This is a genomic window from Chitinophaga sp. YR627 (assembly GCF_900114995.1).
Classification (GTDB): domain Bacteria; phylum Bacteroidota; class Bacteroidia; order Chitinophagales; family Chitinophagaceae; genus Chitinophaga.
Genome location: NZ_FOUX01000006.1, coordinates 468,128 through 494,326, shown reverse-complemented (window position 1 = coordinate 494,326; position 26,199 = coordinate 468,128). Strand labels below are relative to the sequence as shown.

Annotated in this window: 9 protein-coding genes; all 9 read right to left on the bottom strand. The window is 46.8% G+C overall.

Annotation, left to right across the window (positions count from 1 at the left end; all coding sequences use genetic code 11):
* Position 1 precedes the first annotated feature (1 nt).
* Positions 2–3,172 carry a non-ribosomal peptide synthetase gene (locus BMZ72_RS31220; RefSeq protein WP_089814542.1) on the bottom strand — a complete coding sequence of 1,057 codons (3,171 nt, stop codon included), beginning with the start codon at positions 3,170–3,172 and terminating at the stop codon, positions 2–4.
* A gap of 18 nt (positions 3,173–3,190) precedes the next feature.
* A complete protein-coding gene (locus tag BMZ72_RS31215; protein WP_089814539.1) occupies positions 3,191–12,814 on the bottom strand; it encodes a non-ribosomal peptide synthetase in 9,624 nt (3,207 codons plus the stop codon).
* Between the two features lie 17 nt (positions 12,815–12,831).
* Positions 12,832–13,857, bottom strand: coding sequence for a TauD/TfdA family dioxygenase (locus BMZ72_RS31210; RefSeq protein ID WP_089814537.1), 1,026 nt, complete (start codon positions 13,855–13,857; stop codon positions 12,832–12,834).
* Positions 13,858–13,882: 25 nt separating this feature from the next.
* Positions 13,883–17,191, bottom strand: a complete 3,309-nt coding sequence (locus tag BMZ72_RS31205) for a non-ribosomal peptide synthetase (protein ID WP_089814535.1) — start codon at positions 17,189–17,191, stop codon at positions 13,883–13,885.
* Positions 17,192–17,293: 102 nt separating this feature from the next.
* A complete protein-coding gene (locus tag BMZ72_RS31200; RefSeq protein ID WP_089814533.1) occupies positions 17,294–19,234 on the bottom strand; it encodes a methylaspartate mutase subunit E in 1,941 nt (646 codons plus the stop codon).
* A 17-nt stretch (positions 19,235–19,251) separates the two neighbouring features.
* On the bottom strand, positions 19,252–19,968 hold the full coding sequence (locus tag BMZ72_RS31195) for an aspartate/glutamate racemase family protein (protein WP_089814531.1): 717 nt from the start codon (positions 19,966–19,968) through the stop codon (positions 19,252–19,254).
* A 31-nt stretch (positions 19,969–19,999) separates the two neighbouring features.
* The gene (gene asnB / locus BMZ72_RS31190; RefSeq protein WP_089814529.1) at positions 20,000–21,874 is read right to left on the bottom strand and encodes an asparagine synthase (glutamine-hydrolyzing); all 1,875 of its coding nucleotides are present in this window, start codon (positions 21,872–21,874) and stop codon (positions 20,000–20,002) included.
* A 33-nt stretch (positions 21,875–21,907) separates the two neighbouring features.
* Positions 21,908–22,885: a TauD/TfdA family dioxygenase gene (locus tag BMZ72_RS31185; RefSeq protein ID WP_089814527.1), complete on the bottom strand. Its 978-nt coding sequence runs from the start codon at positions 22,883–22,885 to the stop codon at positions 21,908–21,910.
* A 30-nt stretch (positions 22,886–22,915) separates the two neighbouring features.
* Entirely contained in the window at positions 22,916–26,185 is a 3,270-nt protein-coding gene (locus tag BMZ72_RS31180; RefSeq protein ID WP_089814525.1) for a non-ribosomal peptide synthetase, read from the bottom strand.
* Between the last annotated feature and the right edge of the window lie 14 nt (positions 26,186–26,199).

Genomic DNA, 26,199 nt, shown 5'->3' with positions numbered 1-26,199 from the left:
ATTAGATTTCGAAACCAGCAACAGCTGCTTCCGGCTCTTCCTGTCCCAGGAACCGGATGATAGAAGAAATCGTATTGTAGCGGAACAGGTCAGTGAGTGTTACCTTTCCGGGGAAGATCTTTGACAATTCTCTCAGCATAAGGATCAGCTTGAGCGAATTACCTCCCAGGTCGAAGAAATTGTCATGGACACCGATCTTACTTACGCAGAGAATTTCCTTCCATAACTGGGCTATTTGTTTTTCCAGCTCTTTTTCGGGTTCAACATACTCAGCGCTGGCAGCTCTTTCAAGCGGTAATTCCAATAAAGCCTTGCGGTCGATTTTACCGTTCGGTGTCAGCGGAATTGCGCCTATCTGTATGAAGTAAGCGGGTATCATGTATTGTGGCAGATGCCGGGTTAAAAACTCCTGTATTTTATTCTTTTCGAGCGGCTCCTCCGCGCTGAAATAGGCAGCCAGGCTACCCTCTCCTGTCGCCTGAGGAACGTATAGTACTGCTGCATCCTGAATATCGGGATATAATATCAGTACATTTCTGATCTCCTCAGGTTCGATACGGTAGCCGTTAATTTTCACCTGGAAATCTTTCCTGCCGAGGAACTGTATTTCACCGTTCAGCGTATAGCGACCAAGATCACCGGTTTTATAGAGTTTGGCAGAAGGGTCCAGTGGATGTTCAATAAACTTTTCCTGGTTTTGTGTTGCTCCGTTCAGATAGCCGATCGCCAGTCCGGCACCGGATACACAGATCTCACCAGTACTACCATAAGGTAATATGCGATGCTGTTCATCCAGTATAAAGATGCTGTTCCCTGTTACCGGTTTGCCAATAACAGGCGTTTGTCTGAATGCCTGAAAATCAGCTGCTTTAATACGTCGGGAAGCCGTACCGATGGTCGTTTCTGTGGGACCATAATGATTGACAAAAGTGATAGATGGGTTTAACGTGAAGTACGCTTCCAGGTCCTGCGGCCTTATTGCCTCACCGCCCAGTACGATCAGCTTTAGCTTCAGATCGGGCGCCATTTCATCAAATCCGGGTTCATTCAGCAGCAGGTTGAAATGCGATGGAGTCAGCTTAATGACTGTCACTCCTTTCTCCAACAACAGATTGCAAAGACCGGCGGTATCCAGCAGCTGTGTTTCTTCCAGCAGCTGGACCTGGCCTCCACTGAGGAGCAAAGGCCAGAGATTGGTAAAACCAAGGTCAAACGCAATGGATGAAAATAATACCGAAGTATCATCCGGTGTAATATCGTATATGGTACTAAACCAACGGCTGTAGTTCAACAAGGCTGTGTGAGCTATCAGCACACCTTTGGGTTTTCCGGTAGAACCTGATGTATAAATCAGGTAGGCTGGCGAGGATGGGTCTATATCAACCTGCGGCGTGGAGGTGAAAGTTTCAATCTCACCAATACCATCTTCCAGGGCCCAATGTTGTGTTATACCCTGCAGCGCAGGAATTAACTGAGACTGCGTGATGAGCACTTTTGCTGCGCTATCCTGGAGAATGAATTTTACTCTTTCTTCCGGCGCTGCGATATCCAGTGGTAAGAATGCAGCGCCCGCTTTCAGAATACCCATTATTGCGATCACCATATTAGTGGATCTGGGTATCTGGAAGGCAACAATATCACCAGGTTTCACGCCATATCTGCGTATCAGGTGATGTGCATAGGCATTTGCCCGTTCATTCAGTTCAGTATATGTCAGCTGCTTGTGTTTGAAGCCAACTGCCGGGCGGTCTGCTACTGAAGGCAGGATGGAATCAAAATAAGCCGGAATGGATAAAGCTGGTACCTCATTATTTGTGATACCAGGCAGGTACATATTATTGACGATATGTGCATATTCCTGTCCGGTGCAGCCGCGGATATCAGCCAGTGTTTTTGTCCCGTCTCCGATCAGTTGCTGCAGTATATAACTGAAACGTTCTTTGATCAGCAGGGCCTGCGCATTGTTCATTACAGCAGGATCATAGTAAAGCTCTGCCACCAGACCGGCCGGACCGCTATAATCATAACAGAACAATTTCAGACTGCAGGGTTCAGTATGTACATAAATACTGTCCAGTACTGCTTTTACATGAATGGTCAGCGGGTGTTGCAGTTCGTGATATTCGAATAGCAGATCAAATTTTACAGCATCCTGCCAGCGTTGTATACCGGGGATATTAAAGTAATAATCCTGCCATTCCGCCACCTGTTCTGTTTCGGCGGCTATCCTTTGTAAAACCTCCTGTATTTTGTCTGTTCTGGCAATGGCAGTTTTGAATGGTACTGTTTTAAACAGCGGACCGTTGATGGATGCAAAGGCGTCATAATGACGTCCGTTTTCTACGCTACCCAGCACAAAATTTCCGGTGTAGTCCATGTAATCTGCCAATAACACGGTCCAGGCAGTTTTCAGCAGGACAGCCTGCGTCACAGACTTTTCTGCGCAGAAGCGCTTTATGTCAGTCTGTAACGCGGCATCGATGTCCATACTTAAGGTTGTCGGCCTTGATGGGGTTTGTTCATTGTTTTTTGAAATGATACTGAAGGGCAATTGTTGTTGATGTTCCTGGCTATTTCTTCTTTCCAGCCAGAATCTTTCTCCATCTTCATTGTTCTCATTCATCAGTTCCTGTTGCCATTGGGCAAACTGAACGTAGGGGTAGTTTTCATTATCCAGTAATTCGCAAAGGCCATCGATAGCGGCCAGCAGTTCGTTTACTACATTCATGATCACTCCGGTATCTCCTGAAAGTGCATCTACTTTGATCAGTAAAAGACATTCAGCCGGCCGGGTTTTAACGATCGCTATTTCAGTCAGTATATCTTCATCGGGTGACGTTTTGCCTGTCAGCAAAGATTCAAACAGATTGTCTATGATGACGCTCTGCATTTCACTTTCTTCGAGGGAGATATCTGTTACCTGTATTGCGTAGCATTTCTTCCAACCCGTTACCTGAAACGGATACTGCATCTGCGCTACCTTTTCGTAGCGGGTATGGAATATTTCATGCGCTTCCAGCTGGCTTTCCAGCAGCGTTTTGATGCTGCCGGGATCTGTGACACCAGTAATACGGAATGAAGCCAGTGCGTACAGTGGATTACCGTCAGCCTGTAAACGCCATGTTCGCTTTTGCAGGGGTGACAATTCAAATCCTTTTACATTATTTTCCATGGTAACTGGTTTACTAGCTTATGAAAGCGGATTTAACATTGATACGTACAGTTTTCTGTTGCCACTGAAAGCATTACGACCGTGCGACATCAGCATATTATCCAGCAGCAGGATATCACCTGGTTGCCAACTGAACTGCCGTTTGCAGATTTCGTATGCCTGGCTCAGCTCTTCCAGTACGGCCTTTTCTATCGGTGTACCATCTCCGTAAGCGGTATTGAACGGCAGGTCATTTTCATCTCTGGCGAGCTGTAAAATGCTTTCGTTCAGGGTAAAGGCATTGAAGAAGAGACCATGGTTAAACCATACCGGTTTACCTGTAACAGGATGTAAGCGGATGGCCGGTCTTTCCCAGCTTACGCGCAGATGGTCATCGCTGACCCATGTGTAGTCAATATTGTTTTCCTTACAATGTTGTTCTACTACCTGCGGATCGTCTGTCTGGTATACTTCCTGCCAGGAGAGTCCCATTCCTTTTTTCAGGTTCCTGATATAACGGATGTTCTTCTCTGTAAACCTGCTTACTGTTTCCGGAGAAAGCACTTCCAGCATTTTTCTCGCGTCGGCAATGGGTGTTTCTCCTCCTGTTGCCGCTGCTTCTGTACAGAAGAAGAGAATATACTGTGGCCAGGTATGAGAATAAGACAATTCATTGTGCATATGTATTACCTGGTCAGCCGGATGTTCAGTTGAGGTATACAGTTTATTCTGTACCTGTGTTCTTGGTGAAGACTGGTCCTTATAAAGCATTTTCTGTGCGTCAAGACCATCACAGAACTGCTCAAAGTCTTTCAGCGACTGTACACGGAAACCTCTGAAGAGCAAAGCTCCCTGTTCGAGCAACTGTTGCTTTACGGTTGCATTGTTCTCCTTTATCCATTGTGTCAGGTCTACGTCCTGCATACCTGGTTTCAGCACCAGCGGATAAGGTGTATCACCCGGTAGTTTCTCTTCTACCACACGGGCTGTATTCCCCAGGTTGATCTCCTTCTTTTTGGCGCTGAAGAACTTCTCAATATTCTTTGTTTTCGTCTGGTCTTTTGCCAACATATCAGCTTTCTTTCTGGCATTTTGCAATTCTTCCAGCAGACGGCCGACGTTTATGGTGTGATCTTCTGCTATCAGTGTTGCCAGCATTTGAAAATCTTTTACAAATGCGTCAATGGTAGCTGCTCTGTATAACTGTTTGTTGTAAGTAACGGAGCAACCAATACCATCTTCCATTTCCCAGGCATGCAGCCAGAGGTCTGTTTTTACTTTTCTGAAGTTATTATTGTACTCAGCGATATTGAGCTGATCGATAATTTCGATCGCTTCTCCATTTTCCATGCCGTCGATATTCTGTAGCGTGAATCCGATATCAAACAGGGGCGCTCTTCCCGGCTGGCGTTTATAGCGGATATCCTGTAATATCTGTTCGAACGGATAGCGTTTATACTGCTGTGCCTCCAATACGGTCTTAGCGGCCTTTTCCAGCAGGGTTGCGAAAGCCTCTGTATCTTTTACCTGCAGGCGGAGCGCCAATACATTCAGATACATTCCCAGCTGGTTTTCGAGTTCTACATAATCACGGCCGGAGATCGGACTACCGGTTACGATATCATCCTGCCCTGTGACATGACGGATAAGGACGTTGTAAATACTCAGTAATACGCCATACAAAGTGGACTGATGTTCTCTGCCCAGTTTCAACAGGCTTTCCTGTGCGGGTTTATTCAGTGTGAAAAATACCTTCTCCGCTTCGAGGCTTCTATTGTCATCTCTTTTTCCTTCTATCGGCAGGTTAAGTACAGTATTGTAGTCGCCGAACTGCGCTGTCCAGAAATCGCGATGCAACTGTTTGCTCTTCTCATCCATCTGTTGGCTGAGCATGGTTGCGTAATCCTTAAACTGAATTCTGAGTGGCGGCAGTTCCGGAGTATCTATCTGCCAGTAGCTGCGATAGAAATGAAGCAGGTCATTTACCATTACTGTATGCGACCATCCATCAGAGATAATGTGATGGATATTGATCAGCAGCAGGAACTCTTCTGTATCCAGCTGGAACAGTTTTGCGCGGAACAATGGACCATTTTCCAGGTCAAAAGGTATCCTTGCGTCTGCTGCAGCTTTTTCGTCAGCCGCGGCCGTTTTGTCTGGCGCAGCTGTCAGATCCGTTACTTCCAGCCATTGTTTCCAGTTATCTGCCGGATGTATTTTCTGATATACTTTTTTGTCTACTACGTGAAAGGTTGTTCTTAATACTTCATGTCTTGTTGCCAGTGCCTCAAACGCATAAGCCATCGCTTCAATATCAAATGCGCCGGATATGCGATAAGCAGCTGGCATATTATAGATAACCTGCTGACCATCCAGGTGGTGCATTGTCCACATCTGCATCTGCGCAGGGGTGATCTCATAGAACGCTGCGGACTGGGCTACCGGTATTTCTTCGTAATAGCAAAGATTGTTGCTGGCTGTGATTTCCTTTGCCAGGCTTTCAATCGTTGGATGCAGGAAGATATTCCGGAGTTCAAGGTTAATGCCCAGGTCTTTATAAATTCTCGTGATGACACGGGTTGCTTTCAGTGAGTGACCACCAATATCAAAGAAGTTTTCATTGATACCGATACCACCTTCACGGCCCAGTACATCTGCCCAGATCTTACAAAGTTTCTGTTCGAGCCTGTTGCGGGGACCTTCCTGTGTAGCTTTACTGGTAGCAGGACTTAACTGTAATAATGTTTTTCTGTCCAGTTTACCATTCGCTGTCAGGGGCAGGCTATCCAGCGCATACAGGTGTGCAGGCACCATATATTCCGGCAGCTTTGCATAGAGTTGTTTTTTCAGGTCCTGTGGTTGCAATGGCACTGCTGCTGCGTAGTATGCAACCAGCATATTGGCGCCGTCTTCATCACGATGTGCCAATACAGCGGCCTGTGTAACATGTTCTACCTGCAGCAACTGGCTTTCAATTTCGCCCAGTTCTACCCTGAATCCTCTGATCTTTACCTGGTAGTCATTTCGGCCGTTAAAGGCGATCTGACCTTCCTTATTCCAGCTCACCACATCGCCTGTGTTGAACATAGTGTTGCCTTTGATAAAAGGATCCGGAATAAAGCGCACGCGATTCAATTCAGGACGGTTGATATATCCTGCAGCAACTCCTTCCCCACCGATGTGCAGTACACCCTGTACCCCGTCAGGCACCAGTTGGCCGTATTCGTCGAGTACATAATAGGTAACGTTACTGATGGCCTGTCCGATTGGTGTTGTACCGCTTTCTGGCAGGTTATCTACTGTTGCTTCAAAGAAAGATGCTTCAATCGTTGTTTCGGTTGTACCGTAACAATTCAGGATACGCAGGCGCTGACCGTATCTTTCATAGAGTTTCTTAAAGTCGCCGGCAGGGCAGCTATCAGAACCCAGGATCAATACACGCAGGAAGTCAACATCGAGTCCATTCTCATAGACATAGTCCATAAACGGAATAATCAGTGAAGGAGTGCTATCCAGCAGATTGACGCCCGTTGCTTTCAGCTGTGCGTATAATTTAGGCGGATCGATCGCAACATCGTTGTTACAGAGTACCAGACGGCCACCCATAAACAATGTCCGACAAATATCTGCGAAGAATACGTCGAAGGCGATGCTTGCTGTCTGCAACAGACACGGCGCGAAAGCAGAGAATCTGTAATCATTCCTGTAGGACATCACCAGGTTGTTCAGGCCTTTATAAGGAATCATGACTCCTTTCGGCAAGCCGGTGGTACCGGAAGTATAAATGATATAGGCAAGCTTTTCTGCTACATCTGATCCTTTATACCATTCATTACCTTTTATAATCTCGTACTGGTCCAGGGCCGCTGCACCGAACTGGCTTTTATGACGTTCGTCTGCCGGCGCCGTATCCGTCTGCCCTTTATCCACTGACACAATACAATCGAAACGGTAACGCGTCAGCTCATTGGCAATTGTTCCTGTTTTAGTGGAGTGACTCACGGCTATAACAGCGGGGTATTCGTAACGTAAGTCTTCAAAGAATTTCCTGCTGAGGAACAGTTCATAAGACCAATCTACTTTTGTGAAGTAACCCTGGTCTTTATTGGCAGCTCTGAAAGCAGTCAGATCATCGATCAGTGTCTGTTTCAGGTCCTGGTCCTGGATATCACCGAAGAAGATAAGGCCTTTATTTTTCAACAGGGGTAAACACTTGCTGATCACCTGACGCAGGTAGTTATGGCCGTGAAAACTCTGCACCACACTATTGATAACGATGATATCAAAACCGCTCCAGTGCAGGTTATCAATTTCATGTGCGGCGGCCGCCTGCAGGGTGATGTTATTATATCCTTTCCTGCGGGCTTCAGCGCGTGTTTTCTGAATAATTTTTTCTGAGAGATCGACGCCAAAATACTGGTCTACCAGTGACGCCATTTTAAACATACTGATACCGGAAGAACAACCGATCTCCAAAACACGGCTATTTTCATTCAGGTAGGGACGGAGTTTGATCAATACGTTCTCTGCGTATTCGTCCATTTCCTCTCTGCTGAGCTCTTTACCGGTGTAACTGGATGTCCAACCACCACCAGAGATATCATCATGCGAATTTTCGCCAACGTAATCCCACACTTCCTGTTCATTCCGTACTTCATCCCACTCATGTGCTACTTCATAGATGTCATCTGTATCCATGCAGAGGAAAGTGCTTAATGCATCACATTCCCACTGTAGTTTATTGAGTGTATGCAGGTATTTCTTTTCAGACAGGATAGCGAATGCACCTGCATCCTGTACAACAAACTGCAAGCGTGCCTGCGGATGAGAAGGTTCCAGTGGCAGACATACAGCGCCTGCTTTCATAATACCTAATACAGCCGAAATCATTTCAGGACGCTTATCCATCAGGACAGCCACCACGGGCTGCTGATCACCTGCTGTGCTTTGTTGTGCTTTAATAAAGGCAGCTACTTTTTCTGCTGCCAGGTCCAGCTGTCTGTACGTCAATACCTGTCCTTCGAATTCAACCGCTGTCGCATCCGGTCTTTCCCGCAGATACTGGTCAAAATGTTCCAGTACATGCTGATAACCTGCAGCAGATGCATAGCGGGTCACACCACCTCTTTCCAGCAGACGTGCTTTCCCTGCTTCATTGATCAGTTGCAGTTCACTCAGTGATTTCTCCGGGTTATCTGCTATTTCCTGCATGAAGTTGGTCAGGTGCTCCCACAGCATTTCCACCGTGGAAGGCAGGAACAGGTCTGTATTATATTCTATGAATCCTACCAGGCCATCGTCTGTATCTGCAAAGTCGATACACAGGTCAAACTGGCTGGTGTTCATTTCAAAGATCTCTTCATCGACATTTACATCATGATTGATCTCTTTATCACCGAACTGATAGTTTTTCAGCTGCACCATTACATCGAATAATGGGGAGCGGCTCATATCGCGGTCCAGGTTCAGGTCATCAACCAATCTGTCAAAAGGATACACCTGGTGTTCAAAACCACTGAGCAGGGACGTTTTCACTTTTTCCAGCAGTGATCTGAAAGACTGATTACCGGAGAACTGCGTACGTACCGGAATACTGTTCACGTAGAAACCTATCTGGTCTTCCAGGTCCAGGTGTTCACGGCCTGCATTGGGTACGCCGATCACAATGTCGGTTTGTCCGGTGTACCGGTAGAAGCAAGCCTTAACAGCTGCCAGTAGTACGGTGAACAGTGAAGCGTCTGCCTGTTGGGCAAACACCTGCAATTTCCCTTTCAGGGCCGCATCTACCGAAATACCCATTTTGCGGCCGCTATAACTCTTGATACGCGGACGAGGATAGTCGAGCGGCAGGTTCAATACAGGCGCCTCTCCTTCGAACTGTTTCCACCAGTATTGCTGATGTTCTGTTATAGCGGGGCTGGCTAATAATTTATTCTGCCAGGCCGCGAAGTCTTTATAATGTATTTTCAAAGGAGCCAATGGATTGGGAGCTCCTGCGGTATATGCATTGTACAATTGCAGTACATCATTCACAAATACCTGCATGGACCAGCCATCGGAAATGATATGATGCATATTGAAGATGACCAGGTACTTACTGTCATCCAGCTGTACGAGTTTTGTTCTGATCAGCGGGCCTTTTTCAAGATCAAAAGCCGTGTCTCCTTCTTCCTGTAGATATTTATTTGTAACTGCCTGCTTGTCGGCGGCCGCACTCTCATCAAAATACTGCATCGCGAAGCGATCTGCCTCATAGGCATTGATCACCTGTCTGGGTGTGCCTGCAATAATCCTGAAGGTGGTGCGTAGGCTCTCATGTCGTTTTATCAGTGTTTCCACTGCTTTTTCCAGTGCCGGTCTGTTAATATTTTCGAGTACGTAGTTGCCTGGCATGTTGTAAGCCAATGCTATCTCCTCGAATTTACACAGCACCCATATCCTTTTCTGTGCGTGAGACAGCTCATAATCGGGTTGGAGAGGCAGCGGTGTAATCTTCTCGAATGAAGTACGACGCTGTTGTCTGATCAGCTCTGCCAGTCCGGAAATGGTCAATGCTTCAAACAGGTGACGAATCTCCAGTTTTACATTCAGTTCTTTAAAAAGTCTGGAGATAATACGTATTCCTTTGATAGAGTGTCCGCCCAGATCGAAGAAGTTATCATTAATGCTGATACGGGGCTTTTGCAACACTTCTTCCCATATTCTGGCGATACCAGCCTCCAGCTCATTACGAGGAGCGACATAGGCCGTCTGCTGCTTTAATGCCACCTTACGGGGATCGGGTAATTCCGCCCGGTTTATTTTACCGTTTGGCGTCAATGGAAGCGCCAGCATATTTACATAGTAGGCCGGAATGCTCCAGGAAGGCAATTGTTGCTTGAGGAACTCGTCCAGCGCTGCTTTATCTGTTTTTGCTTCCGATACGAAATATGCAGTCAGATATTTATCGCCCTGTTCATCAGTAGCGGCAATAACTGCTACATCACGGATACCGGGGAACTGACGCAGATAATCTGCGATCTCTCCAGTTTCCACGCGATAACCTCTTATTTTCACCTGGAAATCCAGTCTGCCCAGGAACTCAATTTCTCCTGAAGGCAACAGACGCCCCAGATCGCCGGTACGATACAGGCGATTACCTGGTAGCAGTGGGTCTGCGGTGAACTTCTTCGCTGTCAGTTCCGGATTGTTCAGGTAGCCGATCGCTACTCCTTTTCCGGCAATACAGATTTCACCGATAGCGCCTACCGGCACCTGTATATCAGCACCTTCCTGTAACAGTCTGATCTTATTGGTGCCCAGGGGGCGGCCAATTACAGGACGTTTACGGAATGTATCGAAATTATTATAGGTGATGGTCCGTGCGATAGCCCCAATCGTTGCTTCAGTCGGACCGTAGTGATTGACAAAAGTTACATCCGGACGATGTGCGAAATATTTCTCCAGGTGTTGTGTTCTGATCTCTTCACCACCCAGTAGTATCAAACGCAGGGTGTACTGTTTAACCTGTTTATCGAATCCCGGATCATTTACCAGCAGATCGAAATGAGAAGGCGTCAGTTTGATAAAGGTCACCGGATACCGGGTGAGGGCATCGGTCAGTTCGTCCGGATTCAGGGTTTGTCTTTCCGGTAACAGATATAAACCTGCGCCAGATAAAAGACTACCCCAGAAAGCCGTATAGCCCAGGTCAAATGCTACAGAAGAGAAGAACAGGGTAGCATCTCCCGTTCCTATCTGATAGGCCGATTTAAACCAGTTTACGTAATGTAAAAGTGATCCATGAGACACCTGTACGCCCTTAGGACGACCAGTAGAACCAGAGGTATAGATCAGGTACAGTGGATCAGCCGGAGCGATGGTCACTGACGCAACGTCCTCATTGAATCCTTTCAGTACCTGCAATTCTTCATCAAGTCGCAATAAAGGTATTTCTTCCGCTACAGGTGTTGTTTCCCCGGTTATAAGCAGGCGGGCATTACTATCCTCCAGCATAAACTGTTTTCTTTCACCGGGGAACGACAGATCCAGCGGGAGGTATACCGCACCTGCTCTGATAATACCGAGGATGGCAACTATCATCATAGGTGAGCGTTCGATACATACAGCTACCGTATCACCTTTGGCGATGCTGTAGCGGCGTTGCAACATATTGGCCAGGCGGCAGGCATAAGCATCCAGTTGCTGGTAGCTCATGGTTTTATCCTCCCATCCGACAGCCGTTGCATCTGCGTTTATACCTGCCACTGCACTGAACAAAGCAGCGACACTATCGGCAGGTGACTGCAGTTCATATTGCGGTGTGTTGAGCACGTTGAAGACCTTTTCGTCAGCCCTGCTCAGGGAAACACCATCTTTTAATGCCGCCTGTGGCGCATTAACAAACTGTTGCAGTGCAGCAATTACCTGTTGTAATAACAGACTTGCTTCTTCTGCATTTAAATATTTTTTACTGAAGGATGCCTGGATACCCAGTTCTTCATTGGCGTATACGCCGTTTAATTTGAATCCAAAGAAAGATTCAGCACTTTCCCAGCTGTGCAGTAATTGTCCATTGCCGGCAGCTTCGGGGAATGACAACCATTCGAAGCCTACCTTAAAATATTCTCCTGCTACAGCGGCATATTCGCTGGTATTGTACCCGAAAGAGCTGTATTCTTCCCAGCTACTTACACGGGTAAGGGATTGTGCAATATTCTCGAGTAGTGTCTGACAAGTCGTATTTTCCGCCAGTTCAAGGTACAGGGGTAATGTTTTACCGACGGGACCTAATGTACCTTTCAGTTCCTCATAAAGGCGTTCATTATTCACATAACCTATTACCAGGGAATCTTCCTTTGTATGCCTGTACAGTGTGGCAAACAAGGCTCCCAGCAGCAGTTCACGCAGGTCTTTACCTGTTTTCTCCGCCAGCGTTTCCAGTTGTCTGGTGAGTGTAACGCCCAATGGTAGCAAACGGGTATAGTTTACCTTTTCAGGCAACTGATCACCTGTTGATCTGCCAAAGAACTCGTTATTCAGTCCCTGTTCAAACTTATACTGTGCCCAGAATTCTTCTGCTTCTTCAGCTGGTGTTTCCACAAGGCTGTTCTGCCATTCTGAGAACTGTTGATAAGGGATCACCTCTTCTGCCAGGTTACCCTTCAGCAGGATGTTACCTTCGGCATTATACAGGGTACAGAGTTCGTGCATCAGAAAACCAGCGGAATAGCTGTCCATCACGATGGCTTCTGCCAGGAAATGGATCATATGATCGCCACCGGGGGTGCTGCTATGAATAACGGCCGCGTAGCCACAGCGTCCATTACGGGCCTGTGTTGCGGCTTTTTCTTCAAACATAGCGGCTACCTTTTCTTTTGCCTCATCAGGGCTCATACCAGCCGGCAACAGTAATTCCAATAACCCTGGCGCGTATTTCCGCTGCGTTATCTGCAGCGGAAACAGGGCGCCATCGCGTTCAGGGAACACGGTGCTCAGTACAGGATATGTGTTGTACAGACTTTCTACAGCGTGCTGTAACACCGGTCTGTCAAACACACCGGTGACTGCCACTGCAATATGATGATAAGGCATGCTGCCTGTTTCTTTGTACCAGGACCAATAGCGTCTCTGCTGCGGCGACATGCGTACGCCATCCACCTGCAGACCTACTTCTGAGATCATCTTGAAAGTTTAATTGGTTAACGATTTGGTTCCCACATGGCGACCATTATCTTTCTGTCGCCTTCAAAAGGGTTACGTCCGTGAGACATGAGCATATTGTCGAGTAGCAATACATCTCCTTTCTTCCAGGGGAAAATAACTTTTGCCTGCTCATAGGCGTCGCCTATTTCTTTCAACACCTCTCCGGATATAGGCGAACCATCTCCATAGAAGGTATTGAATGGCATTTCCTCACTGGAGGTCACTGCATCTGCGACTTCTTCATCGAGGTTAGCGGCATTGAAGAAGTAGGCATGATTAAACCATATTTCCTCACCGGTGACCGGGTGATCTACTATGGCTGGACGCGTCCAGCGGATCTGCAGGCGATTGTTATCTTTCCACTCAAACTGCATCTCGTTGCGACTGCACTCTTCTTCTACCTCGCTGCGGTCGGTGGTCTGGAATACTGTTTGCCAATCCAGTCCGAGACCTCCGCCCAGGTTTCTGACGTACATAATGCCTTTTTCTTTGAACGAGGCCCTGGTGGCAGGTGACAGTGCTTTCAGCACCTGTCTGCTATCTGCGATGGGCGTCTCCCCTCCTGTTTCTGAAGGCTGCAGACAGTAAAACATGATCTGCAATGGCCATCTGGGAGAGTAAGACAATTCATTATGCATGTTGATATACTGATCAGCGGGATGATCGGTAGAGGTATATATGCGGTCCTTGATCTCAGTACGTGGAGATGAGCGCTGCGTATATGGCATCGCATTTTTGGAGAACTCCTGTACAATCAACTGAAACAATTCTACAGAACTGACATTAAATCCTCTGAAGAGTAATCCTCCCCGTGAACGTAACTGTTCTTTAATAAGGTCCATATTGGTGGGGATCCATCTATGCAGTAAGGCATCTTTGTCCTCTGTTGCAATCGTTGCAGGCACCTGGCGGCTGCCCGGCTCTCCATACAGCACGTTTACGTTGGTCTTGTCCAGCCGGTGTAACCTTGGCTGTGTGGCCAGCAGGCTTTTTAACCTTTGCTGTCTTGAGTCCTGATTCATAACTACGTTATTTTATAGTGTCAGATCATCTGGCGCCTACGCGGAAATTTTTCAATACTTCCAGGTTACGATGCCTTACATGCTGTTGTTTCTGTTCATTTGCCTGTGCTGATCGCGTTTTCGCATTTTCTACCAACACGTCGAGTGCAGCAGAAGGCTGTTCAACAGCCAGTGCAGCCAGGCTATGTAAATCCTCAATAAATCTGGCTGCAAAGGAAGCTTTGAACAGATCCGTGTTATATGACAACACGAATACAAAAGGTTCATTGCCATTTTCTACTGCCTTGATCCAGAGGTCAGATTTGATAAACTTAAATCCGGGATAGATACCTTTTACGCTGATGGCAGCATCACCACCCTGCTGATCAACGCCGCCTGCTTCTGTTCCTGCATTCAGGAAAGAGAGATAGGTCAGTCCGACGTCAAACAAAGGGTTGCGCTGTTTATCATATTCGGCATTGATATCTTCCAGTATATTTTCGAATGGATAATCTACGTGGTCAAATGCTTTGAGTGTCACATCAGCGACCTTATTCAGCAACTGCACGAAAGATTCGTCCCCTTTGAAACGCGTGCGTAATGGAAGTGTGTTAAAGTATACGCCGATCTGGTTGTCAGTATCAGCGTGACCACGGTCAGCTACCGGAGAACCCAGTACGATGTCTCCCTGGTCTGTATACTTATACAACAGCAGATTTACGAGGGCCATTATGGTATTGAAGCCGCTGGTGTTTTGCTGACGACCCAGGTCACGCAATGCGGCACTTACTTTTGCATTCAGTCTGAAAGAGATCTCTTCCGCATTGAATGTCTGTTCTGCCGGACGGGGATAGTCGAGTGGCAGTTTTAGTTTAGATACGCCATCTTCAAATTGTTTCTTCCAGAAGGAACGATGATCTGCGGAGCGGGAAGCCAGTCTTTCGTTATGCCATGCGGCGAAGTCTTTGTACTGGATCTTCAGGGGCTCTAAGGCTGGCTGCTTTGCTGCAGTAAATGCATCGTAATAAGCCAGTACGTCACGCGCGATGATCTCCTGTGACCAGGCGTCAGAAATGATATGATGTGTAACGAAGATGAATATGTGTTCGTTCTCAGCGATCTTTACGAGTGTTGCTCTGAGTAACGGGCCTGTCCGCAGATCAAACGGTTCAACAGAGATATCGTTTGACAGGGCAATTGCTTTATCAAACGGCACCTCTTCATTGCTATAATCCAGCACTTCTACGCCGAAGTTCCAGGAAGCCGCATCATGGATACGCTGTCTTGGTTCACCGTTCACGAGCTCAAAGGTTGTACGTAGCACTTCGTGGCGTTCTACCAGCGCTGTCAGCGCTTTTTCGAAAGCGGCGGTATTCAGTGCGCCTTCAAACAGGTAAATTTCGGGTACATTATACAGTGCACCATTACCGGAAAACTGATCGATGGCCCATATTCTTTTCTGCACTGCTGATACTTCATAGGTATCCTGTTTTGCCACAGGCTTAATACCTGTAAATTCACTCTTTTTGCCTTTTTCAACAAAAGTGGTCAGTGCAGCAATCGTAGGGCAAGCAAAAAGGTCATTGATGGTGATCAGTACGTTAAAACGTTTGTAGACCTGTGAAATCACCCTGATCGCTTTCAGCGAAGTACCACCGATAGAGAAGAAGGAAGCATTACGTCCGATCTGTTTCATTTTGAACACATCGCGCCATATTTCCTCCATTTTAGCTTCTCCTGCACTGAATGCTGATGTATCTGTCGCAACAGTGTTGTCTACATATTCCGGCTTAGGCAATGCAGCTTTATCTACTTTACCATTCAGTGTAAGCGGGAATTCCTTCAGATGCATAAAATATGCGGGCAGTACGCTCTCGGATAATTGCTCTTTTAACACATCCCGCAACGTTGCCGCGTCCTGTGCTACACCTGTATAGTAACAGGCCAGTTCCTTTGCGTTGTTAGGGGTTTCGAGCACTTTGATCACTACCTGTGCAATACCTTCGGTTTCCAGAATGATCTGCTCCAGGTCCTGCAACTCTACCCTGATACCGTTGATCTTCAGCTGGTCATCCTGGCGGCCGAGCACTTCTATGCTACGGTCTTTACGGTAACGACCCAGATCACCTGTACGGTATGCAATAGGTACAGTACTACCTTCCAGCGGATTCTTCACGAAACGTTCGGCAGTCTTTACAGGATCGTTATAATATCCTTTTGAAGCATAATGAGTAATAATATATATTTCTCCGATCTCGCCTATTTTGGCCAGACGGTTACCGCTCATTACCGCGATAAACGCCTGATCGATGGGTTGTCCAACATGCAGTGGCTCTCCACCATCTTCAGGGATCTCAGCGATACGGTAAAAAGTTTTGGCCATGGTCACTTCGGAAGCGCCGTACAGATTCACCAGTTCTGTATCATTACCGGCTACACGTCTCCAGGCGGCGATATCTTTTGCATACAGCATTTCACCTGCCATCAGGATAAATTGCAGGTCGGGGAATGTGATACTACCGGATGGTTGTTGTTCCAGTTCTCTGGTAAGCAGACGAAATACAGAAGGTACGCAGTGAACAAGTGAGACTTCCTGTTCCTGTAACCACTCAATAAGTACAGGCATCTGGAACTTCGCATCTTTTGGCGGTACACACAAGGCACCTCCTGTAGCAAGCGGTACGAACATATCACGCAGGGAAGCGTCAAAAGTAACCTGTGCCAGCTGGCTCACGCGACAGTTTTCATTCAGGCCAAACTCCTTTATTTCCCATTGTATGAACTGGCTCAGGCCCTGATGACTGCCAAGAATTGGCTTACCATTACCCGTTGTGCCTGAAGTAAAGAAGATATAACAGCTGTCTGTGTCGGTATCATCCTGTGCTGCTTTCCCCGGATATGCTACCGGAGCAAGCGTACCATCGTTCTCTACAGAGAAGAGCTGAGGCGTCGCAGCATTCAGCAATAGTACATATTCCAGGTTGGCAGCCGCTTCTTTTGCGATCTTCCTGGTGGTATCCAGCAATTCTTCATTGGTAACAATGATCTTGCTGCCGGTAATTGAAAGCATATTCTGTATACGCACGGTAGGAATACGTGCATCCAGCGGCATATAGATCAAACCTCTTCTGAGTAGTGCAATAGCGGTTGCTGCCAGATCTGCTCCTGCCGGTAGCAAAGTCGCTACTACTGTTTCCTTTTCCAGCCCGGCGTCCTGTAAAGAGGCTGCCAGCTGCAGGCTACGCTGCTGTAGCGCTTCGTAGGACACTTCCTGCGGTCCGTTTACGACAGCAGTCCTGGATGGATATTTGCTGCTGATATGATCAAACAGCTCATGTAATAAAGGATATTTCATCTTTTACAATATTTTGTGTTGCTATAAAATCTGCCGCTTACCTCGCGTTTATCCTGCACGGTTGCCAACAGACTGATATCAATGTGAGTTTATGTGATAAGATCAGGTTACATAATGTCCGTCGAGCGGCCAGCGCTGGTACTCATTCTTCCAGATCCTGCTCAGGTCTTTTTCAAGAAGCGAGAAGATACTGGGATCTCTTTCCATTGTTTTCCTTTTATGCACCTTCTGGTGATGGAAGTCTTTTACACTTTCACTGAAAGGAAGGTTGCCAAAGTCATGGAAACGTACCGCCCCTTCTACATCGCGAACGCATACAACCCTGTTTCTGTTATAGATGTTAGGTGACCAGGGGATATCGATCACACCTTGTTCAATTGCCAGGATAGCTCCTTTGATGATGTCTCCGTTACCCAGTTCCAGGATCACGTCCATGATCTGTTTTACTTCTTTCCGGATCAGCTGTTTTTCTTCTTTGATCTTCTCATGGTTCAACAGCGATTTATCTGCGCAAAGCGCGCCTTTCTTTGATAAGGCAACCGCTTTGGAGTTATCGTAGCGATCCGGGATGCGGATGGCTTCTACGGCAGTCTTGACCATTACTTTGGTGGCGCCTGCCAGGGTAGCTGTGATAGACGAATTAAAGATCAGCTCTTCTGCTTTGGCATAATCTGCCGGAAAAGCTGCCATGAACTGGTGATAAACCGTGGTGACCCTGCAATTGGTAAAGCCATATTTACGCAGGTAGTGATTGACCTGTTCGTCCAGGACGGTTACTGCGGCGATATCCTGCGAGCGGTTGCCCTGTTCGGCATAACCGCAGGAAATGCTGACGATTCCCTGCCGGGCGCTTGATACGGCCTGTATGATATTGACGATAATCGCCAGGCATGGTTCGATGAGTGTTGCTGTTAATACCCCGAAGTACTCGCGGTTGATCGCCACCCCAAACATTTCATAATACCTTGCTGCCAGCCGGTCTACAAACTGCCATCTTTTTAAGGATTCGACAGGGGACGTCAGTTTATCATAGGGCAGACAATAACAGATAAAGCCGCCTTCCAATGCGCTTACACCCGCTTTCAGGGCGATCTCATAGGTAAAGCGATGATCTGGGCCGCCACCTCTTAGTTGAAAAGGTCTTTTAAGTGATAGCAGCAGTCGCCTTACTTCACTTACACCGTAGATTGGTATGGGGAAGCCATTCAACTGGGAAGACTTACGTTCGAGACTGAGCAGTCTTCCTTCTTCTGCGCGGTGGTACAATCTTGAGCGGGAAGCGGCATCCAGTTGCACAGAACTGACATCACTTCCTTCGGATTCCAGGTATTGTAGCAGTTCGATCTGGTCTTCAATATTGGCTACACCTGTTCTGGGCTGAAAGACCGGAGTTTTATTCTTTACTTTATTATTCCAGAGCAGTTCATCCAGGGTACCGGTTACAGCAGCTACCTTCTGGTATTCTGAGTGCAATACATCAGTACCTGTAGGCCATTCCTGCAATACCTCCTTTCTTTCCTTTTCCAGCTGTTCGTCCGTCAGCCGGCCGGTATGTACTTCCGACCAGTTCACCGGCTTTTGCTTGTTCATATTAGCAAAACGCTGGCGGTTATTCTTTTTGGGGATGTTATGGTACTCAATATCACGTTTGATATTGTTCAGTACTTCGCTGAAAGGAACAGGTCTGGGATACACGTTGGTGAATCCCATATTCAAAAAGCGTTTCTTAATAGCGAAGTCCGACTCACTCACGGAAAGGCTTCCACCAAGGTACCAGAGCTTTGCGTTTTTCTCCTTCAACTGATATTCAGAAAGAAGGCGGTTAAAGTCCTGGAGATAGAGCTCCGCGTGGCCGTTTTTATTTGAGATCAGTATTGCATCAAAGAACGGCGCCAGTTTGAAGAATTCAACCAGGCTGTTACGTATGCCTATTGACTTCACATGAAAACCGGCTTCTCTGAAACCAAGTTCCAGCAGTCCGATACCCACCGAATGTGCATCGTCTCCTATCCCTCCTATCAGGATGGCATGTTTTTCTGTCATAGCAGTAGAATGAAGGGTTAGATATATTCATAACAGGTATCAACCAATTTCTGGGCAAGCAGACCAAACACATCTACATAAGGCATTTTCACATTCCCTTCATTCAGTACAAGCGGTACTTCCGAGCAGGCGCCCAGAATAACATCTGCCCCTTTTTCCTGTAATAATGGTATCTGGTGTAAAAAGAGGCGAACCGCTTCAGGTGATTTCTTTCCTGACTTCACGCCATCGGGCTTATAAATAGGCCCCATGAAATATCTCTCCTGGTCGTCTCCTTCGAGGCATACCACTTTTGCACCCAGCGGCTCAAGCGCCTTTTGGAAAATACGCGACCGTAATGTGCCGGTGGTCGCGACAACTCCTACGCTAAGACCATCCAGACTACCGAACATTTCCTGTAAACGTTCAACAGTGAACTCGATCGGATCTGCGAAATGGCCATTGAAAACAGGCGCCAGGGATGGTTTGAAATGATAAGCTGTCAGGCATGCCATTACAGCTACATCTACCTCGTTATTATTCAAAATCCTCACAGAACGCAGCAACTCCGGTAAAGGAGACGCCTCATTGTACACAATGGCGCGTGTCCTGTCGGGGATAGCTGTATTGTTGTGTAAGAATACCTCTATAAACTCCTGATCCTTTTCTGCGTAAGACAGATCAGTGATCTTTTTAAACAACCATGAAGCCGCATGGGAGCCCATGCCTCCGATGATGCCAAGTTTCTTTTTCATAAATAATCGGTGTTAAGTTGAAGGGTTACTATCAGATAGATGGCATATCAAATACCTCGAGGAAGGTGTTGAATGTAAGCACGATGATCAGCAGATCGGTATCATACGGCAGGTTCAGTCTGAAATCAGGTGCTGAATAGATACGTTTGATCCTTTCGATGGTATCCGGGTTAAAGTAACCCTGACGTTTGATCTGGCTGTAAGACAGCATATCGTTGATCCACTCAACATTGTTCTGCAGCAGCTGTGCGCTACCTGGCGCCACCCAGCTGAACTTCTGACGTTTATTGATACTATCCGGCAGGTAACGTTTTGCCACCTGTTTCAGGATGTACTTTTCCGTCATGTGTTTCAGCTTTACTGCCGGTGGAATTGTTTTGACAAAATCCACCAGTTCAATGTCCAGGAAGGGATAACGGCCCTCTACGGAGTTAGCATAATTCACGCGGTCAGCATGATCGGAAATCAAGTGATCTGATAAACGCAGTTTCAGATCGAGATAAGAGCGTTTATGGAACGGATGACGACCATCCAGTCTGCTTTTGTTGATTGGTAATGTCTCCAGACAGTCGATCGTATCAAAGTTGTCATTGATCTTGTTGGAGTATACTGCCTTGGTTGTATTTCTGAATTCGTAGTGATTCGTTTCATAGAAGAAATCAGGATCACCCCAGAGTTTTTCCCTGAGCTGGGATTCCAGCATTTCTTCCAGCCCTCCCTGTCTTTCAAAACCTCTACGCTGTACGTCAAAACGATAGCCTACATATCCGCCGAACAATTCATCAGAACCTTCACCAGACAGTACAACTTTAATATCGCTGTTGCGTACGTTTTCAGACAAGGCAAGCGAGCAGGTATTGTAAGATTCTTTCAATGCTGCTTCAGAATAGTAAACTGCATCTTTTAGTCTTGTAGCCACTTCTGACCAGTCAAACTCTATTTCTTTGTGGATAGAGCCTACTTTATTAGCTACCAGGCGCTGGAAAATCCTCTCATCGTGTTCGCTATCTTCTGCACGGGGATAACCGATAGAAAAGGATTTGTAAGATTTATCCGGGTTGAGTTTCTTCATCATAGAAGCTACCAGACTGGAATCCAGTCCACCGCTCAGATAGAAGCCCACCGGCACATCTGCATTCAGCCGGTATTTTACAGATTTCAGCAACAGGTCTTCCAGTTTGTCTACATAGTAGTCTTCGTCTTTCTCTTCCTGGTGTGCTGACTCCAGGGGATAGTCCAGATCCCAGTATTCTTTCACCTGTACATCTGTGCCTTTTACCTTAATGTAATGGCCGGCTTTCAGACTGTTAATGTCTTTAAAGAATGTAACCGGGCTAACAATACCCGGGAAAGAAAACAGCTGATCTAATGCTGTCGGATTCACCTCTTTTCTTACATGCCGGTTCTGCAGCAATGCTTTGATCTCTGATCCGAAGATCAGCATCTGGTCAACTACTTTATAGAACATCGGACAAATACCGAACTGGTCTCTCGCCAGGTAAAGTGTATCCTGTTTCTTATCGTAGATACAGAAGGCAAACTGTCCGTTCAGTCTGTTGATAAAATCAATACCATAAGCGACATACAGGTGTACAAGCACTTCGACATCGCATTCTGTTTTGAAGCGGAATCCTTTAGCGATCAATTCCTGCCGCAGTTCTTTGTAGTTGTAGATCTCTCCATTACAGATCAGCACTACACTGCCGTCTTCACTGTAAAATGGCTGTTGCCCGTGAGCGAGGTCGATAATACTCAACCTCCGGAAGCCCAGACCAATATTGTCTTCGATCAGATAGGCAAAATCGTCAGGCCCACGGTGATGGATCGCATCCGTCATTTTCTTTACTTCTTCTCTTTCAATCCTGTTACGTTTTCCGAAATCTAAAACTCCTGTTATTCCGCACATAAAATGTTGTGTTCAGTTGTTAAGAAAAATTTTTTATTCAACCATAGAAACAACGATCTGCCGATCGCCGGTATAAGCTTTACGACCATGCGCCACCAGCATGTTTTCTACTATTACGAAATCTCCTTTCAACCAGGGTCTTACTACAGTAACCGTATCGATCACGCGGATAATTTCATGTATAGTTGATTCTGGTATTTTGCTACCATCGCCAAAGGATACAAACAAGGGAAGATCTTCTTCCACGCCATCTGCGATCAGCATCAGTGTTTCGTATACTTCTTCGGGGAAGTGTGTGGGATGGTACTGGTCCGCCTGGTTAAACCAGACCTTCTCTCCTGTTACGGGATGTATCCTTGTAGCAGGACGCCGGTTGATCAGGCGAAGACCACCATCTTCTTTCCATTCGTACTCGATATCGATGCTACGGCAATGTTGTTCAACCACTTCTTTTTCATCCGTACCAAAGGTATCTTTCCAGGATGGCCCCATGCCCTGGCCTGAATGGAGGTTCCTGACATACCGCAGCTGCTTTCTTTCAAACTCTTCCAGGATTTCAGGCGGCATTACATCGATGATACTGCGACTGTCCACAAGAGGGGTTTCTCCTCCGGTACCCGGAGGAATTACACAACCAAATATGAGGCGACTTGGCCATTTGGCAGAATAGGACAGTTCGTTATGCATCGTAATGTTGTAACTGGCATCATATTCGGTGGAGATGTAAACATGTCCCTTGAGGTTTCTTCGGGGATAACTACCATCAAGGTAATCTCTGAATTTGGATCCCAGGGAACCGGTAATATGTTCAAACTTGTCAACGCTGTCGATGTCCACCCCCTGTACAAGTATGGCCCCGCTTTTCAGCAGGTTGTTATCCAGCCAGTCTGTATTAGACTGATACCAGGCAATAAACTCATCAACAGAAGCGCCGTCAAAACGTATAGTGAGCGGAAATGTACCTTCATCAATCATTGGTATCGCTCCGATATGTGTAGCTAAAATTTCCATGACTTATTATGTTTATTGTGATTGATTTTATTATAGTGCCGATAATGCATTCATGAATGATTGTTCTTCTTCTTCCTCATCTATGGTTCGTTCGATAACGATATCTTTTATCTGTGTGGCAGGAAGATTACTTAGTGTACGGATCACTCTTGTGAAGTTGTCAATGATCTGGCGGATGCCCTTTTCCGTATATCGTTCTGTATCGTATTCAATAGAGGCGAGTATTTCGCTGCCGTTTTCCTGGAAGTTAAACGTTACATCTACTTTACTCGTTGCAGCAGCGAGTTCCATCTGCTTAACGCTCAGACCTTCAATGGAGCTAAGCGGATATTCAAGGTTATTCTGTGACTGTATCAGCACATTAAACATTGGCATGCGACCAAAAGGCGCATCCAGTGCCAGACGTTGTACCAGCATATCCACGGGGTAGTCCTGGTATTTGTGTGCACCGGTGATACATTCTCTCGTTTTATCAAGCACTGTGAGGAAGGTATCTTCCGGCTTCAGCGCTACACGCAAGGCGATCAGGTTTACATAGAACCCTGCCTGGTCCTGCAGCTCTGTTCTAGGTCTGCCTGAGAAAGGAGCACCTGTTACGATATCGCCGGTACCCGAATAATGATAGAGCAGGATATTGACAATGGCATTTAGTGCGATATAATCAGTTACCGCAGACACCTGCGTCAATGCCCTGAGCTGACGGGTCATTTCGCGATCCAGGCGAAAATCGATACTATGACCAATGCCGGCACGTGTACCTGTCCTGTCCAATTGAGCGGGGAAAGTAGCAGGCGTAAACGGAGCGGTAAATTTAGCCACCCAATACGCTTCTAATTCCTGCAGGCGATCTCCTTCCAGCTGGCGGTTTATCCATTCGGCATAATCCCTGAACTGGAAACGCAAAGGCTTCAGTGTCTGTTCTCCTTTTCCATCGAGCATGTTGTACAGCACCAGGAAGTCGTTGAGCAATACGTCCTGGCTCCATCCGTCAGCGATAATGTGGTGCCAGTTGAATACCATTGCGTAATGGTCGTCGTCCAGCTGCACCAGTGTGTTGAAAAAGAGCGGCCCCGTTGCGAGGTTAAATTCACGCTGTTGTTCTGCCCAGATAATAGATGGTATGCCGCCATATAATTCCAGTTGTTGCTGTCTGTCGAAATAAGCGAAAGGAATCACTTCATTGCTGGCGGAATGAACACGTTGTTTCGGTTCTCCGTCCACTTCAATGAAGGTCGTGCGCAATATCTCATGTCTGGTTATCAGCGCCGCCAGTGCTTCGCGGACAATGGCAGGTTTTATACTCCCCTTTAACTCTACAGCGTGCACCATATTGTACAGGTTCTTCTGGCCACCCAGCTTATCATATACCCATAAACCGCGTTGTGCATGCGTAACATCGTAATGTTCTTTCGCTGGTAATGGCACAATAGTGGCGCCTCCTGTTTTCACGGTCTCATCGATGAGTAAGGCCAGTTGTCCGATCGTATTATTAACAAACACATCAGCGAAAGCGAGCGACACATTGAATATGTGAAAGATATCTGATACCATCTTAATCACCTTTAGCGAAGCGCCTCCTACTCTGAAGAAGTTAATCGCAGTACCGACACGCGTCAGTCCCAGCAGCTCCTGCCACATCTGTTCCAGTTTCTTCTCCGTTGGCGTAACAGGTGCAACATATGCATCGTCTGATATCAGCACTTTTTCCGGTTTAGGCAGTGCATTCTTGTCTACCTTACCATTGATATTGAGCGGAAATTCATCCATTCTGATGATCGCAGCAGGAAGCAGGGAACGTCCCAGTTCTGATTCCAGGTGTGTTCTCAGTGCGTCCTCTTTTACACCTGCAGATAAATAGTAGCAGATCAGTTCATTCTCATCTGCCGTATTCTTCAGTGCGATAATCTCCGCGCCGGTAATACCAGGCAGGCGTAATACCGCCTGTTTAATCTCACCCAGTTCTACTCTGACACCGTTCACTTTCACCTGTTCGTCTTTTCTTCCTATGATTTCTATGGAACCATCTTCCAGGTATACGCCGTAATCCCCTGTGCGGTATACGATCTCCTCACGGTCTTTTACGAGAGGATTCTGTACGAATACGCTGCGGGTCAATGTTTCATTCTTATAATAGCCCTTGGTCATAAAAGGCGTCACAATGTAGATCTCTCCTATCTCACCCGGGCGACACAAACCGTTGTTATGGTTAATGATCGCGATCAGGGTGTTGTTAATAGGTTTACCCGCGTGTATGGGTTGAGATGGATCATACGGCAGATCAGCAATACGGTTGAATGTTCTGACCATCGTAGTTTCTGTCGGGCCGTAAAGGTTCACCAGTTCCACATGACCTTCGCCTGTGCTGCGCCAGTTCAGGATATCTCTGCCATAGAGCGGTTCTCCTGACATCAGGATATGCCGCAGGTTTGGTAACCGTGATACCGGCGCCTGTTTGTCACCTTTTGCTATGAGTTCACGCATAATCAGCCGGAACACAGAAGGGACACAATGCACCAGAAAAATATTGCTTTGCTCCAGCCATTCTACCAGTGCAGGAATGTTCGTGCGGCTGCCGGCGGGAGGAAAACATAAAGTACCACCTGTACTCAGTGGTACGAAAATATCGCGCAGGGAAGCATCAAAGGTAAACTGGCTTAGCTGGCTTACGCGGCAGCTGTTATCCAGTTTAAACTCATTCATCTCCCAATGAATAAAATGACTCAGACTATCATGACAGCCAACTATTGCTTTTGCTACACCGGTAGAACCACTGGTATAGAAAATATAGTTTGCGTCTTCCGGCTTCACTTCCGGGAACGCCTGGAAGGTAATATTAGCAGGTACATGCGCACCTGCATAGGTACTGTCCTCATAATGTTTTACAGTAGCCTGCAACTCATCATCCAGTACGATCATCGTACAATTGAATGCAGACTGTTCACGAATCACATTCTCAGCGATCGCTGCCAGTGCAGGTGTGGTAATACATACTGCGGGGCGGGTCTGTTCAAAGATCGTGTGCAGTCTTTTTGCCGGTAGTGAGGCATCCAGCGGCATATAAATATTACCAGAACGAAATACTGCCAGCAGGGCGCTTACTAATGAAAATCCGGGCGGCAGTATAACCGCAACAGGCGTACCTGTAGCCGGACTGTAATGCAGCAGGTATTGCGCCAGGGTCTCGGAGCTTTCCTTCAGCTCCCTGTAGGTCCATGATCGTCGGCCTTCTTCGACAGCCACCCTTTCCGGAGCTGCAACAGCCTGCTGATCAAACACTGTATGGATGATTCTCTTATTCATTTGTACAAAATATT